This is a genomic window from Maritimibacter sp. DP1N21-5 (assembly GCF_019218295.1).
Taxonomy (GTDB): domain Bacteria; phylum Pseudomonadota; class Alphaproteobacteria; order Rhodobacterales; family Rhodobacteraceae; genus Maritimibacter.
Map to the genome: position 1 here is coordinate 1,948,190 of NZ_JAHUZF010000006.1, position 17,321 is coordinate 1,965,510.

Annotated in this window: 15 protein-coding genes; 9 read left to right on the forward strand and 6 right to left on the reverse strand. The window is 66.0% G+C overall.

The genetic code is table 11. From position 1 onward, the window contains the following. Nucleotides 1–27: 27 nt before the first annotated feature. The 9 genes from KJP29_RS17195 (at nucleotide 28) to KJP29_RS17235 (ending at nucleotide 10,793) form a co-directional block, all read left to right on the forward strand. Complete coding sequence (locus tag KJP29_RS17195) at nucleotides 28–870, forward strand: Ku protein (protein ID WP_218464732.1); 843 nt, start codon at nucleotides 28–30, stop codon at nucleotides 868–870. Next, nucleotides 870–3,290: a DNA ligase D gene (ligD, locus tag KJP29_RS17200; RefSeq protein WP_218464733.1), complete on the forward strand. Its 2,421-nt coding sequence runs from the start codon at nucleotides 870–872 to the stop codon at nucleotides 3,288–3,290. Before KJP29_RS17195 ends, ligD begins: the two co-directional genes overlap by 1 nt. A 103-nt stretch (nucleotides 3,291–3,393) precedes the next feature. Then, entirely contained in the window at nucleotides 3,394–3,918 is a 525-nt protein-coding gene (locus KJP29_RS17205) for a 2Fe-2S iron-sulfur cluster-binding protein (protein ID WP_218464734.1), read from the forward strand. After that, the gene (locus KJP29_RS17210) at nucleotides 3,915–4,886 is read left to right on the forward strand and encodes a xanthine dehydrogenase family protein subunit M (RefSeq protein WP_218464735.1); all 972 of its coding nucleotides are present in this window, start codon (nucleotides 3,915–3,917) and stop codon (nucleotides 4,884–4,886) included. Before KJP29_RS17205 ends, KJP29_RS17210 begins: the two co-directional genes overlap by 4 nt. After that, complete coding sequence (locus tag KJP29_RS17215) at nucleotides 4,883–7,075, forward strand: xanthine dehydrogenase family protein molybdopterin-binding subunit (protein ID WP_218464736.1); 2,193 nt, start codon at nucleotides 4,883–4,885, stop codon at nucleotides 7,073–7,075. Before KJP29_RS17210 ends, KJP29_RS17215 begins: the two co-directional genes overlap by 4 nt. 8 nt (nucleotides 7,076–7,083) lie before the next feature. Beyond that, nucleotides 7,084–7,668, forward strand: a complete 585-nt coding sequence (locus KJP29_RS17220; protein ID WP_218464737.1) for an exopolysaccharide biosynthesis protein — start codon at nucleotides 7,084–7,086, stop codon at nucleotides 7,666–7,668. A 133-nt stretch (nucleotides 7,669–7,801) separates the two neighbouring features. After that, nucleotides 7,802–8,179 carry a glucose dehydrogenase gene (locus KJP29_RS17225; protein ID WP_218464738.1) on the forward strand — a complete coding sequence of 126 codons (378 nt, stop codon included), beginning with the start codon at nucleotides 7,802–7,804 and terminating at the stop codon, nucleotides 8,177–8,179. Nucleotides 8,180–8,198: 19 nt separating this feature from the next. Then, entirely contained in the window at nucleotides 8,199–10,394 is a 2,196-nt protein-coding gene (locus tag KJP29_RS17230) for a pyrroloquinoline quinone-dependent dehydrogenase (protein WP_218464739.1), read from the forward strand. A 69-nt stretch (nucleotides 10,395–10,463) separates the two neighbouring features. After that, entirely contained in the window at nucleotides 10,464–10,793 is a 330-nt protein-coding gene (locus KJP29_RS17235) for a hypothetical protein (RefSeq protein ID WP_218464740.1), read from the forward strand. 17 nt (nucleotides 10,794–10,810) lie between these two features. Here KJP29_RS17235 and KJP29_RS17240 read toward each other — a convergent pair whose 3' ends face one another. From KJP29_RS17240 to coxB, 6 genes are all read right to left on the reverse strand, one after another. Then, entirely contained in the window at nucleotides 10,811–11,644 is an 834-nt protein-coding gene (locus tag KJP29_RS17240; RefSeq protein WP_218464741.1) for a DUF305 domain-containing protein, read from the reverse strand. 100 nt (nucleotides 11,645–11,744) lie between these two features. Further along, entirely contained in the window at nucleotides 11,745–12,767 is a 1,023-nt protein-coding gene (locus KJP29_RS17245) for a c-type cytochrome (RefSeq protein ID WP_218464742.1), read from the reverse strand. Beyond that, complete coding sequence (locus KJP29_RS17250) at nucleotides 12,764–13,336, reverse strand: cytochrome c oxidase assembly protein (protein ID WP_218464743.1); 573 nt, start codon at nucleotides 13,334–13,336, stop codon at nucleotides 12,764–12,766. Before KJP29_RS17250 ends, KJP29_RS17245 begins: the two co-directional genes overlap by 4 nt. After that, on the reverse strand, nucleotides 13,333–13,737 hold the full coding sequence (locus tag KJP29_RS17255) for a hypothetical protein (protein ID WP_218464744.1): 405 nt from the start codon (nucleotides 13,735–13,737) through the stop codon (nucleotides 13,333–13,335). The genes KJP29_RS17250 and KJP29_RS17255 overlap by 4 nt, the downstream gene beginning before the upstream one ends. Next, a complete protein-coding gene (gene ctaD / locus KJP29_RS17260; RefSeq protein WP_218464745.1) occupies nucleotides 13,734–16,295 on the reverse strand; it encodes a cytochrome c oxidase subunit I in 2,562 nt (853 codons plus the stop codon). The genes KJP29_RS17255 and ctaD overlap by 4 nt, the downstream gene beginning before the upstream one ends. Beyond that, the gene (gene coxB, locus KJP29_RS17265) at nucleotides 16,292–17,308 is read right to left on the reverse strand and encodes a cytochrome c oxidase subunit II (protein ID WP_218464746.1); all 1,017 of its coding nucleotides are present in this window, start codon (nucleotides 17,306–17,308) and stop codon (nucleotides 16,292–16,294) included. Before coxB ends, ctaD begins: the two co-directional genes overlap by 4 nt. Nucleotides 17,309–17,321: the final 13 nt, after the last annotated feature.

Here is a 17,321-nt window from a genome sequence, read left to right on the forward strand (position 1 = left end):
TTCCCACAACCCTTTGGGAGGTTTCTCATGGCGTCGTCACGCCCGATCTGGAAAGGCCAGTTGCGGCTCTCGCTCGTTTCAATCCCGGTGGAGATCCACAGCGCGACCAAGTCCGGGGCGCGGGTGTCGTTTCGGCAGATCCATGGGCCGTCGGGCAAGCGGGTCCGGTATCAGAAGACGGTGCCGGGGGTGGGCCCCGTCAAGAGCGAGGAGATCCTCAAAGGTTACGAACTGGGCGACGACGAATACATGCTGATCGAGCCGGAGGAGCTGGACGCGATCAAGCTCGAGACCAAGAAGACGCTGGAACTCGTCCAGTTCGTCGGCAACTGCGAAATCCCGCCGCTTTATTTCGATCGGCCCTATTACGTCGTCCCGACCGACGATCTGGCCGAGGACGCCTATCGCGTGGTTCGCGACGCCTTGCGTCAGTCCGAGAAGATCGGTCTTGGACAGTTGACGATGCGCGGAAAGGAGTACCTTTGCGCGATCCGGCCCTGTGGCGACGGATTGTTGCTGGAAACCCTCCATTACGCCGACGAGATTCGGGAGGCCGACCCGCTCTTTTCGGAGATCGAGGACGATCCGGCGGACAAGGAGCTTCTTTCGGTCGCCACCGAACTCATCGACCGAAAGACCAAGGCCTTCAGTGCCGAGAATTTCGAAGATCACTATGACGCCGCCCTGCGAGATCTCATCGAGCGGAAACGGAAGAACAAGAAGACCCCGCGCACGAAGGTCGGCGACAGCGGCTCCGAGGAGGGATCCGACAATGTGGTCGACCTGATGTCGGCGCTGAAGGAGAGCCTGAATAAGGACGGGGGCAAGAAGAAACCGGCGAAGTCCTCGAAACGCTCGAAGTCCGCCTGATGGGACGGCTCGACCGATATATCGAGAAGCGGAATTTCGAGAACACGCCCGAACCGCAAGATGCCGACGCCGGCGATGCGCTGGCCCTGCGCTATTCGATGCAGAAGCACGATGCGACCCGGACCCACTTCGATCTACGCCTTGAATGGGACGGCGCGCTTCTGAGTTGGGCGGTCACGCGGGGACCGTCGCTCCAGCCATCCGAGAAACGGCTGGCGGTCAGGACCGAGGATCATCCCCTCTCCTACCTCGGTTTCGAGGGCACCATTCCCGAAGGCAACTATGGCGCGGGCACGGTCATGCTCTTTGATATCGGCCATTGGCAACCGGTCGAGCCGGTCGCGAAGGGGCTGAAGAAGGGGCATCTTCATTTCCGGCTTCATGGACAGCGGCTGACGGGTGGCTGGCATCTGGTCAGGATGGCGGGCAAGAAATCCGGCGACAAGGGCCGCGAGAACTGGCTCATGATCAAGGAAGAGGACGAAGCCGCGGGGCGGCGCGATCCGGTCGCGCGTTACCGGCGCAGTGCCTCCACCAACCGCACCTTGCGCGAAATTGCGGCCGACAAGGCGCCGGTCGCGGGCGGTCCCGACGGCAAGCGGCCCGCGTTCCGCAAGGTGCAACTCGCGACACTGGTCAACGACGCGCCGACGGGCAAAGACTGGTGGCACGAGGTCAAGTTCGACGGCTACCGGGCGCTCGTGGCGCTCGGCAGGGGCGGACCGCGTATCTTCACCCGCAATGGCCACGACTGGACGAGCCGGTTCGAAACGCTCCTGCCCGCTTTCGACACGCTGGACTGCCAATCTGCCCTCATCGACGGCGAGATCGTCGCGGGGGCCGGGCTGGCAGGGTTCTCCAACCTGCAAAAGGCGATCAAGGCCGGGGGGCCGTTTCGGTTCTATGCCTTCGACCTTCTGGTCCGCGACGGAGAGACGCTCACCGAGCGGCCGCTTTCCGAACGACGCGAGGCGCTCGAAGCGGTCTTTCGCGATGCCCCGCCGCTTGGGCTCGCCGAGTTGTCGCCGGTCATGACCTCCGATCCCGATGACACGCTCTCGACACTCTGCAAGGCCGGCGGCGAGGGCATCATCGCGAAACGTACGGACCTGCCCTATCGCGGCACACGCAGCCGGGGCTGGCTGAAGATCAAATGCGAACGGCGCGACGAATTCGTCGTGCTGGGCTGGCAGAAGAGCGACAAGCGCGGACGGCCCTTCGCCTCGCTGGCCCTCGGCGCCCATGACGGAGACGACCTCGTCTATGTCGGCAAGGTCGGCACCGGCTTCGACGAGGACACGATGGAGGAGCTGGCGGGCGCCATGTCGGGGCTCGAACGCAAGACGGCACCGGTTGAGGTCGAACCCGGCGAGGCCCGTGGCGTGACCTGGATCACGCCGAAACTGGTGGCCGATGTGCGCTATGCGGAAAAGACTTCGGACGGACGGCTGCGCCACGCCGTCTTCATCGCCTTGCGCGAGGACAAGCCCGCAAAGACCGTGAAGATCGAGGAGGACCGCATGCCGGAAGATCGTGTCGACATCGCCGGGATCGGCGTCAGCCATCCGGGCCGCACCGTCTATCCCGGGGCGAAGATCACGAAACGACAGGTTGCCGAGTATTACGAGGCCATGTCGGATCGCATCCTCGAAACCGCCGCGGACAGGCCGCTGTCGCTCGTCCGATTGCCCGAAGGTCTGGAAGGCGAAAGGTTCTTTCAGAAGCATGCCGGGAAGGGCTTTCCGGACGACATCAAAACCGTGACGATCAAGGAGAAAGACGGCGATACGACGGATTACATGTATGTCACCACCGCGAGCGGCCTTGTGGGGGCGGCGCAGATGGGGACGCTGGAATTCCACATCTGGGGCGCGCGGCGCGATGCGTTGGACAAGCCCGACCGCATGGTCTTCGACCTCGATCCGGACGAAGCGCTCGGGTTCTCCGAGGTGGCACGCGCCGCGGCCGATCTGCGCGACCTGCTTGCCGAGCTCGATCTGCCAAGCTGGCCCTTGGTCACCGGCGGCAAGGGGGTGCATGTGGTCGTGCCCCTGCGGCGCATCGCTGGCTGGGACACGGTGAAGCTATTCTCCCGCGTGCTCGCGACGCATCTGGCGGAGTGCCAGCCGGATCGATTTACAGCGTCGATGTCCAAGTCTCGCCGCGAAGGCCGGATCTTCATCGACTGGCTGCGCAATGAACGCGGATCGACGGCCATCGCGCCCTTCTCCCTGCGCGCCCGGCCCGGCGCGCCGGTGGCGACACCCGTGACCTGGTCCGAACTTGCGAACCTCACCTCCGCGAACGCTTTCGCAATGGAGGAGGCGCTCGAGCGGGACTGGTCGGATGCGGATGTGCCGGATGCGGTGGGACTTTCGGAGAAGCGGATCGAAAAGCTCGACCGGCTCGTGGGGCGCTAGGCCCCTCCGGCGGAAATCCGTCATCCACTTTCCCGGCTTTCGGCTTCCAAGGAACAGGAATGGAACTGGGTTGTTGGGTCTCGAACATATGAAGGAGACAGGAATGAAGACGTCATTCACCGTGAACGGCTCGCTCCACACGCTCGACCTCGATCCCCGGACCACGCTGCTGGATGCCCTGCGTGACTATCTGGATCTGACGGGAAGCAAGAAGGGCTGCGACCACGGGCAATGCGGTGCCTGCACGGTGCTCGTGGAGGGGCGCCGGATCAACGCCTGCCTCAGCCTTGCCGTGATGCACGAGGGCGACGAGATCACCACGGTGGAAGGTTTATCCAAGGATGGTCGCTCCCCTCTCCAGACCGCCTTCGTGCACCATGACGGCATGCAGTGCGGTTATTGCACGCCGGGTCAACTCTGCTCCGCGACGGCCGTCCTCACCGAGGTCGCCGAGGGTTGGCCGAGCCATGTCAGCGAGTCGCTCGAGGGCCCCGTCGCCCTGACGCGCGAGGAACTGGCCGAGCGAATGAGTGGCAATATCTGCCGTTGCTCCTGCTACCCCGGAATCAACGCCGCGATCCTCGAGGTGGCGGCCGAAGAGACCGAAATCGCGGAGGCCGCCGAATGAGAGCCTTCGACTTCAACCGCCCCGACGATCTGCCTTCGGCCCATGCCGCGGCACGCGACGGCGCGACATTCATTGCGGGCGGCACCAATCTCATCGACCTGATGAAGCTCGAGGTGATGGCCCCGGACAAGCTCGTCGACATTTCGCGCCTGGGACTCGATCGAATCACGCCGAGGGGCGAGAGCCTCCATGTTGGTGCCACTGTCACCAACGCCGACCTTGCCGCCGACATGCGCATCCGCCGAGATTATCCCGTGCTGTCGCGGGCGCTGCTGGCCGGCGCATCGGGGCAGTTGCGAAACAAGGCGACGACGGGGGGCAACCTGCTTCAAAGGACGCGGTGCCCCTACTTCTATGACACCGACACGCCCTGCAACAAACGCAGCCCCGGTGCCGGCTGTGCGGCCTTGGGTGGAGAGTTGCGCGATCATGCCATTCTGGGCACCTCCGAGCATTGCGTGGCGCTGCATCCCTCGGACATGGCGGTGGCGCTTCGTGCGCTGGGTGCCACGGTCGAGGTCGAGGACAGCGAAGGCAGCCGCCGCGAGGTCGCGCTCGACGACTTCTATCGGCTGCCCGGGGACCGACCCGACCGGGAAACGACACTGGCCCGCGGCGACCTGATCACCGGCGTGATCCTTCCGCCGCCAGCGGGCGGTCGCCAAAGCTATCGCAAGGTCCGCGACCGGGCCTCTTATGCCTTCGCACTGGTGTCGATCGCGGCCATCGTTCGGATGGAGAAGGGCAAGATCGGCCAAGCGGCGCTCGCCTTCGGCGGGATCGGCACCAGACCGTGGCGCGATCCGGATGTCGAAGCGCTCTTGGTGGGCGAGGCCCCGTCCGATGCGCTGTTCGACAAGGCCGGAACGGAACTCATGAAGAACGCCGTCCTGCGAGAGGGACTGGCCTTCAAGGATGTGCTCGTCAGGCGCCTGCTGACGGCGACACTGAGGGAGATGACACAATGAGCCTGGACCTGAAGATCGACGGACCGGACCGCGCGCACCGCGCCGACGGGCTGTCCCAAGGTGTGCTCGGCCATGCCGAAGATCGCCCCGACGGTTGGCTCAAGGTCGCGGGCACGGCCACCTATGCTGCCGAAGGGCATCTCGATGGACTTCTGCACGGCATGCTCGTCCGCGCGCCCGGGATCGGCGCCGTTTCGTTGCCGAACCTTGAGAAGGTGCGCGCGATGGAAGGGGTCCGGGCCGTGCTGCATGACGACCGCATGGTCCGCAACGCCGCGCAGGGCACGGCGAACGAGGCTCCGGTTCAGGGCGTCGAGCGGGCTGACTATGTCGGACAACCCGTCGCGCTGGTGGTCGCGGAGAGCTTTGAACAGGCGCGCCACGCGGCCCAGACGCTGGAGGTCGTCGTTGCTTCAGAGGACACGCCGCCCGTCCTGCCCGACGCGGTCGATCCCGAGACCCCGGACGACCACCAGACCGAGATGGGCGACCTCGACCGCGCGATGAAGGACGCCGCCGTCACGGTCGACGCCGTCTACACCACGCCCTCCCTGGTTTCGGCCGCGATGGAGCCGCATGCGGCGACGGCGCAATGGGACGGAGTGACCCTGACCCTGCGCGGCTCGCTCCAGATGCTGAAGTTCAACCGGAACGAACTTGCCGATACGGTCGGACTCGAGCCGGCTCAGGTGCGGCTCCTCGCTCCGTATGTCGGGGGCGGGTTCGGTTCCAAGCTTGGCATTTCTGCGGACTGCGTCGGCGCCGCGCTCGCCGCGATGGAACTCGGACAACCGGTGCGCGTGGTTCAACACCGCCGGCAGGTCTTCGAGGTCAACACACGCCGGTCGGAGACGCGCCAGCATATCCGGCTCGCCGCCGACGACGAGGGTCGCCTGACGGGGCTCGGTCACGAGGCGCTGGTCTCGCAACTGCCCGACGAAGAGTTTTCCGAGCCCGTCATCCAGGGCAGCCATTTCGCCTATGCCGCGGCGAACCGATCCCTCGGGCTGAAGATCGCCCGGGTTCACCGCGGCGCGGCCGGGTCGGTGCGCGCCCCGGGGGAGGCCGTCGGGGTCACCGCCTTCGAGGCGGCGATGGACGAGCTGGCCGTGGCCGCGAGGATCGACCCGCTCGACCTGCGCCTGCGCAACATCCCCGAATGCGACCCCGAAAGTGGCAAGCCCTTCTCCTCGCACCGACTGGAGAAGGTTCTGCGCGAAGGTGCCGAGGCCTTCGGCTGGTCTGCGCGCAACCCCATCCCCCGGTCGCAGCGGGAAGGCGAGTGGTGGATCGGAACCGGCATGGCAGCGGCCTTCCGCGTCAACTCGGTGATGGAGGCCGAAGCCCGTATCCGTCTGACCGGCGATGGCGCGGTGGTCGAGACGGACATGACCGACATCGGCACCGGCAGCTACGCCATTTTCGGCCAGATCGCCGCGGAATTGCTTGGCCTGCCCCTCGACAGGGTTGACGTCGAATTGGGCGACACGGATTTTCCCCCGGGGTCCGGCTCCGGCGGGTCCTTCGGCGCCGCGTCCACCGGCACGGCGGTCTGGCTCGCCGCGATGGATATCCGCCGTGAGCTTGCAGAAAGGCTCGATTGTCCCGAAGAGGATCTGACGCTGAAGGACGGGATCGCGACCGTTGCAAACCGGCGGGTTCCCGTCAAGGACCTTCTGGGCGACGAACCCCTCGCCGGGCAGGGTCACGTCGAACCGGGTGATGCGGCGGAAAAGGTCCGTCAGGCCACCTTTGGCGCCCATTTCGCCGAGGTCGCCGTCAGCGAGGTCACGGGCGAGGTCCGCGTGCGCCGGATGCTGGGCGCCTTCGCGGCAGGGCGCATCCTCAACCCCCGCACGGCCCGGTCGCAGTGCCATGGCGGGATGACCTGGGGCATCGGCATGGCCCTGACCGAGGAGCTGAGCCATGACCGGCGCGACGGGCACGCGGTGAACCGCGACTTTGCCGGCTATCACCTGCCGGTCAACGCGGATGTGCCGCCGCTCGAGGTTCATTTCGTCGAGGAACGGGACGACTGGGCAGGACCGATGCAGGCCAAGGGCATCGGAGAGCTGAGCATCTGTGGCGCGGGCGCCTCGATCCTCAATGCGATCCACAACGCCTGTGGCGCCCGCATCAGGGACTTTCCCGCGACGCCCGACCGAGTGCTCGCGGCATTGACGGCGTAGGGCGGGGGATGACAGCGCAGGACAAGCCTACCCACGCGATCAGCGATGTGCTCGACACGCTCGAGGCGTCGCTGGACGGTGACGAGGTGACGGTCGCCCATGTGGTCGACCAATTGGGCCGCGCGTCCTTCGCGTCGGTCATGCTCATGTTTTCGCTGATTTCGACCTCGCCGGCCAGCGCCATTCCGGGCGTTACGGCGGTCGTCGCGATGCTCGTCCTGCTTCTGATCGTGCAGATGATGATCGGGCGGGAGTCGGTCTGGTTGCCCAAACTGATTGCACACCGGAAGCTCGATGCGGAGAAGGTCGAGAAAGGGGTCAAGTGGCTTCGCAAGCCGGTCGGCTGGGTGGAACGTTTCCTGCGCCCCCGGCTCACTTTCCTGTTCCACCGGCCCTGGCTATGGCTCCCGATGATCCTCATCGCCTGCCTCACCCTCTTCATGCCCTTCATGGAAATCGTGCCCACCTCCGGCTCGATTGCCTCTGCGGTGATCGCCCTCTTCGCGGCGAGCCTTCTGACGCGGGACGGGCTTCTGGCCTGCCTGTCCTTTGCACTGCTCCTGCTGGTGCCGCTGACCATCTATTTCATCTGAGATGGACCCGGCCAACCGATCCTGCCTCCCGACAAAGTTGTCCTCGAACGGAACGGACCGGCGTCTGGGCTGTTGAGTCCTCACGGCGTCTTCACGCGCCGGCGAACACCTCGAGAACTCGACAGGAGGTCACATGTCCGACATCGCATCACCACCACGTCACGCCGCCGATCCCGGTCCGGCCTGGGGGGTCAGGCTCCTGGGATGGATCTGCGTCGCGTTCGGCGCAGTCATCCTCGCCGGCGGCGTCTGGCTCATTTCCCTTGGCGGAAGCTGGTATTACGGACTGGCCGGGCTTGGTCTTCTCGTCACCGGCATCTTGCTGAACCGGCACATGATCGGGGCCGTCTGGCTTTACCTTCTGGTCTGGGTCGGCACCCTCGTCTGGGCCTTCTGGGAGGTCGGGACGGATTGGTGGGCGCAGGTCCCGCGACTGGTCGCGCCCACGCTCATCCTTTTGCTGGTGCTTCTTTGCATCCCGGCCCTGCGCCGCCACAGCCCGAAATCATAACAGACAGGGAGGACCGACGATGACACGTCTTGTCCCGATCGCCGCCACGCTGCTTATCGCAGGACTGGTGCCGCTTCACGCTCAGGAGGGCGACACGGAGGAACCGACGGCTCCGGATCCAACGACCCAGGAACCCACGGAACCGGCCACGCAGGCGCCAACGACACCGGACACTGCAACCGAGCCCCCCTCCGAGACGGACCCCACCAGCGAGGCTGCGCAGGAGGCACCCGTCGAAGACGAGGCCCAGGCGCCAGCCGAAACCTCAGAAGACACGCCAGCATCCGACCAACGGGCCGCCCGGCCCCTGATGGACGTGGGCGCCGACTGGCCCTATTGGGGCGGCGACGCCCGGGCCACGCGCTATTCGCCCCTCGATCAGATCACGCCAGAGAATGTGGGCCAGTTGCAGGAGGTCTTCACCTACCACACCGGCGACCTGCCCGAAGGCACCGCGATGGGCAAGTATTCGCCCGAGGTCACCCCGCTCAAGCTGGGAGATGACCTTCTGATGTGTTCGGCCATGAACATCCTGATTTCGGTCGATGCCGCCTCCGGTGAAGAAAACTGGCGCTTCGATCCCGGCGTGCCGAACGAGGCCATCCCCTATGGCGCCAGCTGTCGGGGGGTCTCGGTCTATACCAACCCCGAGGCTGCAGAGGGCGATGTCTGCGCGACCCGCGTCATTCAGGGCACGCTGGACGCCAAGCTCGTCGCCGTGGACGCCGAAACCGGCGCGCCTTGCGCGGACTTCGGCGAGAACGGCACCGTGGACATGTGGCAGGACATCGGTGAACGCGTGCCCGGCTGGTATGCCGTGACGGCCCCGCCCGCCATCGTGCGCGGCGTCGTCGTCTCCGGCGCGCAGGTCAAGGATGGTCAGGCCGAAGACGCTCCCTCGGGTGTCGTGCGAGGCTTTGACGTTCTGACCGGCGAACTGGTCTGGGCCTGGGATCTGGCCGCGCCCGAACAGAACCGCAACGGCCCGCCCGAAGGCGAGGTCTATACCCGTGGCACGCCCAACATGTGGACGACGGCCGTCGCAGACGAGGAGCTCGGCTATGTCTACTTGCCGATGGGCAATTCTTCGGTGGACTACTACGGCTCGAACCGCAGCGAGGCCGAGAACGAATATGCCACCTCGCTTGTCGCACTCGACGCCACGACCGGCGAAGAGGTCTGGCATTTCCAGACCGTGCGCAACGACGTCTGGGACTACGACCTCGGCTCACAGGCGACGCTGCTTGACTACCAGGGCACGCCCGCAGTCCTGTTGCCCTCCAAACAGGGCGACCTCTACATCCTCGACCGCGAGACCGGGGAGCCGCTGACGCCTGTCGGCGAACTGAGTGACCTGCCGAAGGGCGAGATCGAGCCGGACTACATTTCCGACACCCAGCCAATCAGCGAGTGGCACACGCTGCGCAAGCCTGCCCTCGAGGAAAAGGACATGTGGGGCTTCACCCCGATCGACCAGCTCTGGTGCCGCATCCAGTATCACCGCGCCAACTACGACGGGTTCTACACGCCGCCATCGTCGGAAAAGCCGTGGATCCAGTATCCCGGCTACAACGGCGGGTCGGATTGGGGCTCGGTTGCCGTGGACACCGAACGCGGGATCATCGTCGCCAACTACAACGACGTTCCCAACTACAACCGGCTGGTGCCGCGCGACGAGGTGACGTCGAGACCGATCCACGAAATGGAAACCGGCGAGAGCGGTGGCGAGAACGCCGAAGGTGCTGCCGACCCGCAGGCCGGTGCGCCCTATGGCATCGCGGTCAACGCAGGCTGGCGCAATGACGTGACCGGCGTGCCCTGCACACGCCCGCCCTATGGGGGGATCCGGGCGATCGACCTCGAGACCGGCGAAACGCTTTGGGACCGTCCCCTTGGCACCGCACGGCGCAACGGACCTTTCGGGATCCCGTCGATGCTGCCCTTCGACATCGGCACGCCCAACAACGGCGGCTCGGTCGTGACGGCGAGCGGGCTGGTGTTCATCGCAGCCGCGACAGACAACCTGTTCCGCGCGATCGACATCGAGACCGGCGAGACCCTCTGGTCCACGGTCTTGCCCGGCGGGGGTCAGGCGAACCCGATCACATATGAAGTCGACGGTAGGCAATTCGTCATGGTCACCGCCATGGGGCACCACTTCATGGAGACCCCTGTGAACGACGCGGTGATCGGCTGGGCGCTGCCTGAGAACTGAACGCGATCCGAGAGTAACGGGGGCGGCCGGTGCGAGGCCGCCCCTCGCGCGACGGAAAGGAGAAATCGCATGGGCAAGGCTCCCCCCGACAGGACCCGTTCCGGTTCCATCGACAACCCGGACCAGCTTCGCGACGAGATCGACCGGGGCGGCACCGGCGACAAGGTGGCCTACCCCGACCCAGCCGCGGCGCCCCTCGGCACAGATGACGAGGCCGCAGGGCACCCGCCTGACCCCGAGCAGGTCCGGCGCGCCGCAGCCGTCGAAACGGCAAGGGACGAGTCCGAGGATCGACTGGCCGACACGCCCGAGGGGCGGGGCCATCACCGACGCGCCTGGGTCCTGCCGGTCGCAGCGGTCGCTCTGGCACTGATCGGCGTCGCAGCCCTGATCTTGTGAGGGACTGCCAGGCTGCCTCAGCCGTCGCAACTCCACCAGCCGCGATAGCCTGACGACGGACCGGGGTCGAAGGCGAAGGTCAACGTCGCGTCCGAGCGGAAATCCGGATCCTTGCGCGGCGTCACCGACAGCGTCAGCCCCTCCGTGATCCACTCTCCTTCCGCGCCTTCCAAAGACAAAAGCACGCCGCTCACCTTGGCGACGCCACGACCTTCTGCCGTGGTCCAGAGGATAGGGTCTGCCTCGGGCGACCGGCGGAACAGGCAATCGGTATCCTCCAGCACCCTGGCGGCTTCCTCTGTCGAGACAGGTTCGGGATCGAGCGGTGCAAGCCTCACGTTCTGGCGCGCGTCTTCCATCGTGCCGATCACGGCAGGGCCGTCCTGATAACCTTCTGCCACGACACGCCCAGCGGCAGTCTCGGCCACGAGATACCGCATTTCCGCGATTTCCTTGCGCTGCGCTGCCGCGATTTCCTGCGCCAGCCGCGCCACGCGCGCGTCCGTAATCGAGGCTCGTTCCGAGGTCATGATCGCGATGGAATGGTGCGGGATCATCGCCCGCATGTAGCTTGTCCCGGACACGGTCGCCTGGCTGCGCACAAGCCAGAGCGCGACGCCTGCGACCACCACCGCCCCGCCCAGAATTGCGAGGTTCGCAGTCCGGTTCGGATACATGCCCCACATCCAGAGCATCATCACGATCGCCATGACGCCGCCCATAAGGATGGCCATGTAGAGGCGCGTCTCGGAATAGAAGACATGCGGGAGGGAATAGGTGTTCAGATACATCAGGATCAGCATGACCACGGTCGAGGTCAGGATCATCAGGCCGAAGCGGACATAGGGCATTGGAGCCTCCGTTCGAGTTTCGGGGCGCACATGAAGGACGCGGTCCCAACGTCGCAAGACCAGGTTGGTTTCCTTGCCCAGCCGCGATTTCGGAGACCCGCTAGGGATCTGCGGCGGCGAAAAATGCGCTGACGGCCGCAATATCGGCATCGCTCAAGTCGCGTGCGGCGGCGGCCATAAGGTCGTCATGCGAATAGACACCGTCGCGCCAGAGCTCGAGTTGCGCCGCGAGATAGGCGCGCGACTGGCCAAAGAGGCGCGGCCCCTTCGCGGCCTCGCGGGCAGGTTCCCCACCATGGCAGGCAAGGCACGCCGGCACATCACGGGTGCCCAGCCGCGCAAGTTCCGCACCCGTCTCACGCTCTTCGGTCGAGGCAATGTCACCCAGATCCGGTCCCGCGCCAGCTCCGGCCGGCCCGCTCTGCGTCACGAAGGCCCGGGCAAGCTCGTCAAAGCGTGCCTGCGGCACGCGGCTTGCGGCCTGCGCCATGATGCCACTTGGCCGCAGTCCGGTCAGATAGGCGTCGAGCTGCGTTCCGATGTAAGCCTCGGACAAGATGTCGAGCCGGGGCACCGGGCCGCCGATCCGACCATGGCAGCTTTGACAATAGTCGAGACCGGCAAGGTCGGGCGATGGAATCTCCGGAGACGCCCCCTCCTGCACCGACACGAGATAGGCCACCACGGCCCAGACCTCGTCGCCCCTGTCCTGCACGGGCCAGGCGGGCATGCCACTCATCTTGACGCCATTCTCCACGATCCAGTGCAGTTCGTTCGGACGCCAATGCGCGACGGCCTCATCGATCGGGGGCGGCACGGGCACCATGGCGCGCACCGTCGCGCTGCGCGGCTGGCCCAGTGCGCCGTGGCAGTCGACACAGGCGGTGGCGTAATGTCCCGCGCCCAGCGCGATCAGGTCGGGGTCGTCCAGCGGCGGCACCTCGTCGGGCGCAGGGGCGCGCAGGCGCACCGAGTTGCGAAAGGTCGTGTGAAGCACCCAGGACACCCCCGGCAGATGTCCGACCTGCGCGGAGACGTTGTAAAGGCCGAAGCCCACGACCGCCGCCGCACCGGCGAGGCCCAGACCGGCCAGAACCGCGAGGGTCAGGAGAACCTTCCTCATGCGACCCCCCTGTCACGCAACGCCTGTCCGGTCAGCATCAGCCCCGCGACCAGATAGACAGGCGTCCCGATCGCCAGCATCAGCATGCCGCCGATCTGCTGACCGGAGAGATCCGGCGCCGTGCCGCAGAGCTCGGCATAGATGTCGCGCGGAGCGAGGACGAGGAGCGCGCCGAGAAGCGTCATGTGCATGGAGGTCAGAAGCAGTCCCCCTGCCCCGGCCAGCGGCTGATCCCGCCGGAGGCAGCCCGCCCAGACCAGAAGCCCGACCGCGAGAAAACTGGCCTGCTCCGCGAGCGTGCCAAGCTTGTCGAGCCGACCCAGCGCATGGGCGACAGGGAGATGCCAGGCCCAGACGACCACGAACTCGGCAAGCGCGGCGGCAAGCGGTGGCGGGGCGAAGCGCTCGGCCAATCGGGGCAGTCCGAGGACGATTAGCGGCGCGGCGACCGCGACCAGCACCATATGCTGCACCATATGAGCCGCGAAGACCGGCAGCATCGTGTCGAGCGGCAAGAGCCAAACGAGGGCCAGAAGCAGGAGGCCCGTGGCCAGAAAGACGGGTCTCATTGGCACCCCCCGATGAGCACGAGCGGCAATGATACGAAGACGACACCGATCCCCGAGATGATCGACAGCAGGAAGGCCGCGTGGCCCAGAAAGTGGTGCCGGTCCTCTGCCCGTCCGCCACGGTTCACGAAATCGCCCGTCTCCGACACGTTCCATCGCCGCCAGGCCGCACGACCGATCCAGAGGATACCTCCCAGCGCCGCGAGGCTGAAGACGAGAAGCCCGACGCGGACGGCCTCGATGTCCCAGCCCTTGGCGCAGGTCACGGCGACGAGGCCGTAGCAGGCGACGAAATGCGCAGCCCAGATCAGCGGGGCCAGTGTGATCCGGAAGAGGCTCGCCTTTTCCTCGGAAAACTCCCTCTGGTCCTCGCGTCGGGTGGGTTGGCGTTCCTCTTTCATAGCGCCCCCGGTGCCAGCCCCAAGACGGCGCAGCTGACCAGCGCCGAAATGGTGACGAAATGCCAGAAGAGCGAGACGTTCCAGATGTCCGCGTCGTAGCGCGGGGTCATCTTGCCGAAGAGCGATCCGGCCAGACAATAAAGCTGCATGATCACCCCTGCCCCGCTGTGCACCGCCGTCCAGATGGCGAGCGCCCAGAGGATGGCCGGGTAGACGTGGCTCGTGGGATCGGTGTCCAGAACCGATGTGACCAGCGCGGTCGCGCCACCTGCGGCCACCAGGGGCGCCAGAATGAGGCAGAGCCGCGCCGCCGTCACGCTGCCTTGCCGGTTGAGGCGCCGCGCGCCCACGGTCAGGATCCAGTTCACCGCAAAGGCCACGGCGGCGAGCGCGACAAGAGCGGCGTCGGGATGTGCCGCGCCCTCTGGCGGGAAGTTCGGCGAGGCGGTCCAGTAGAAGAAGAACCCGAAGACGAGCGAGGCATAGGCCGTGGCGTCGCCAAGCATGGTGATCCACATGGCCCACCACCCGACCGAGGACGGCCCCGCCGCATAGGTCGGAAGCCGCAGCCCCAGGCCCACGTCCTTGGCATCCGCCTCGGGCGGCCGGGCCGTCGCGGTCCAGAGCCATCCGATGATGCACAAGATCGCCAGCGCCCCGCTGATGATTGCAGGCAGATACCAGCTGAACGTCGGGAAGATGAAGGCCCCACCGGTGAAGGCGGCGGCCCAAAGCGTGATCCACGTGGGCCCGGTGACGCGCTGGACCTGCACCGGCTCCGCGTCTATGACCGAGGTCACGAGGGTCTCGCGCAGCCCCTCCTCGGCATCCGGAAGGTAGTAGCGTCCCGCGTCCATCCGTTCCACCATGTCGGGCTGGTCCCAGAGCGGATAGCGCGTCGAGATATGGGGGATCGACCGCACGCCCCATGCCTCCTCCGGCACGTCATGGGTCCATTCGAGCGTGCCGCCGCCCCAGGGATTGCGCGGGATTTGCGGCTGGCGGTGTTTGGGACGGATCAGGTCCCAGACGAAGACCGCGAAGCCCGCCGCGATGACGAAGGCACCCAGGGTCGAGATCAGGTTGAGCCAGTCCCAGCCCAGCCCGGTGGGATATGTATAGACCCGCCGGGGCATCCCCCACAGGCCGGTTAGGTGCATCGGCAGGAAGCACAGGTTGAACCCGGTGAAGGTCAGCCAGAACGCCCATTTTCCGAGCCTCACGGACAGCACCTTCTTCTGGATGAAGGGGAAGAAGTAATAGACCCCCGCGATGACCGGAAAGACCATGCCGCCGAAGAGCGTGTAGTGCAGATGCGCGACGATGAAATAGGTGTCGTGCGCCTGGAAATCGAAAGGCGCCAGCGCCAGCATCACGCCGGTCAGTCCGCCCATGGTAAAGATTGCGAGCGCCCCCGAAATCCAGAGCATCGGCAGGGTCATCTTGACCCGCCCCGCCATCAGCGTGGCGAGAAAGGCGAAGATCTGGATGCCTGTGGGGATCACCACCGCCTCGGACGCGGCAGAGAAGAACCCGAGCGAGATCGAGGGAAGCCCGGTCGTGAACATGTGGTGCACCCAGAGCCCGAAGCTCAGGAACCCGGTGCCGACTGCGGACAGCACGATCCAGGAATAGCCGAAGATCGGGCGGCGGGCGACCGTGGGGATGACCATGGCGGCGATGGCGATCGACGGCAGGAAGATGATGTAGACCTCAGGGTGCCCGAAGATCCAGAAGAGGTGCTGCCACAGCATCGGGTCGCCGCCGCGCGTGGGATCGAAGAAAGGCCAGTCGAAGGAGCGTTCAAGCTCGAAGAGGAAGTCGCCCGCGATAAGCGGCGGAAAGGCGAAAAGGATCATGCCGCCCACCACCAGCACGTACCAGGCGTAGAGCGGCATGAGGTTCACCCGCATGCCCGGGGGACGGCATTTGAGCGTGCCCACGATCAGCTCGACCGCAGCCGCGATCGAGGCGACCTCGATGAAACTGAGGCCCAGAAGCCAGATGTCCGAGCCCGGTCCCTCGTCCTGCGTGGCCAGGGGTGGATACATGAACCACCCGGCGCGCGGCGCGGCATCGAAGAAGATTGACCCGATCACGAAGACCCCGCCGATCAGGAAGCACCAGTAGCCGAAGGCCGACAGGCGCGGAAACGGCATGTCCCGCGCGCCCAGCATGCCGGGCAGCAGGAGGATCGAGATCGCCTCGAAGAGCGGCACCGCGAAGAGGAACATCATCGCCGAGCCGTGCATCGTGAAGAGTTGATTGAACCGATCCGCCGAGACCAGATCGTTCTCTGGTGTGGCCAGTTGCAGCCGGATGATCAGGGCCATCACCCCCGCCAGGAGCATGAAGACGAGCGCGGTCAGGCAATACCACTTGCCGACCTCGGAGTTGTTCACCGCCGTCATGTAGCGGATGCCTTTGGGCGTTGCCCAAGCGGCCCGCAGCCGGTCGGCCTGCGCATGGCGCAGGTCGTCCGGGACCTGCTCCGCCAGCATCTCCTCCGTCGGGGGATAGGGGCCCTCGGGCTGGGGTAGTCCGGACGGATGGGTCATGTGAGCCCCTCGAGATAACGCGCCAGATCCTCAAGCGCATCGGGTGCGAGATCGTAACTCGGCATTCTCACCTCGGGCTTCAGGTCTTCGGTATGACTGATCCAGGCGGAGATATCCTCGCGCGTCACCTTCAACCGCCCGGCGCCGAGCGACTCGCGCCCGCCCACATGAGTGAGGTCCGGCCCCACCTGACCCACGGCGTCGGTCCCGCGCACCGTGTGACAGGCGCCGCAGCCCTGCTCCTGAAATACCGTGGCACCGCGGCGGGCGGCCTCGGTGGCGGGCGGGACGGCATCGGTAGCCTCGGCCTCGAGCCAGTCGTCGAAATCGCCGGGCTCCATCACCACGGCGGCGAAGGCCATCCAGGCATGGCTCGCCCCGCAGAACTCCGCACATTGGCCCCGGAAGGTGCCGACCTTCTCGGGCGCAAGACTGATCATGGTCTCGCGCCCGGGAAACATGTCCATCTTTCCGCCCAGTGCGGGCACCCAGAAAGAATGGATGACCCGATCCGCCGTCAGGTGGATCTCGGTTCTCTGCCCGACCGGCAGGCGCAGCTCGTTCGCGCTGACGATGGGCGCCTCGGCCCCGTCCGGCCAGTACTCCACACGCCACCACCATTGCTCGCCGGTAACGCGCACCACCAGCCCGTCGCCGGGCTGACGGGGATCGGGCAAAAGGCTCAGACCCCAGACCAGAAGTGACGTGAGCACGACCACCGGCAGGACAATACCGCCACCGATCAGGATATGCCGGGCGTAACGCTCGTTCATTTCGCCGGGCCGGACACGGGACATGTAATAGAAGGCGCCGTTCACCAGCAGCCAAAGCACGACCGCGCCAGCCAACATGACCCAGAAGAGCGTGGCGATGGATTGGGCGTCCTGACCGCTCGGGTTCAGGGTCGACTGTTCGCGCCCGCAACCGACGAGTGTCGAAAGCAGGAGGAGAATGCCGATGTGTCGTCCGGTCGGACGGCAGCGGGCAACCCGCTCAGGCGCAGTCACGGTCATATCACGCCAACGC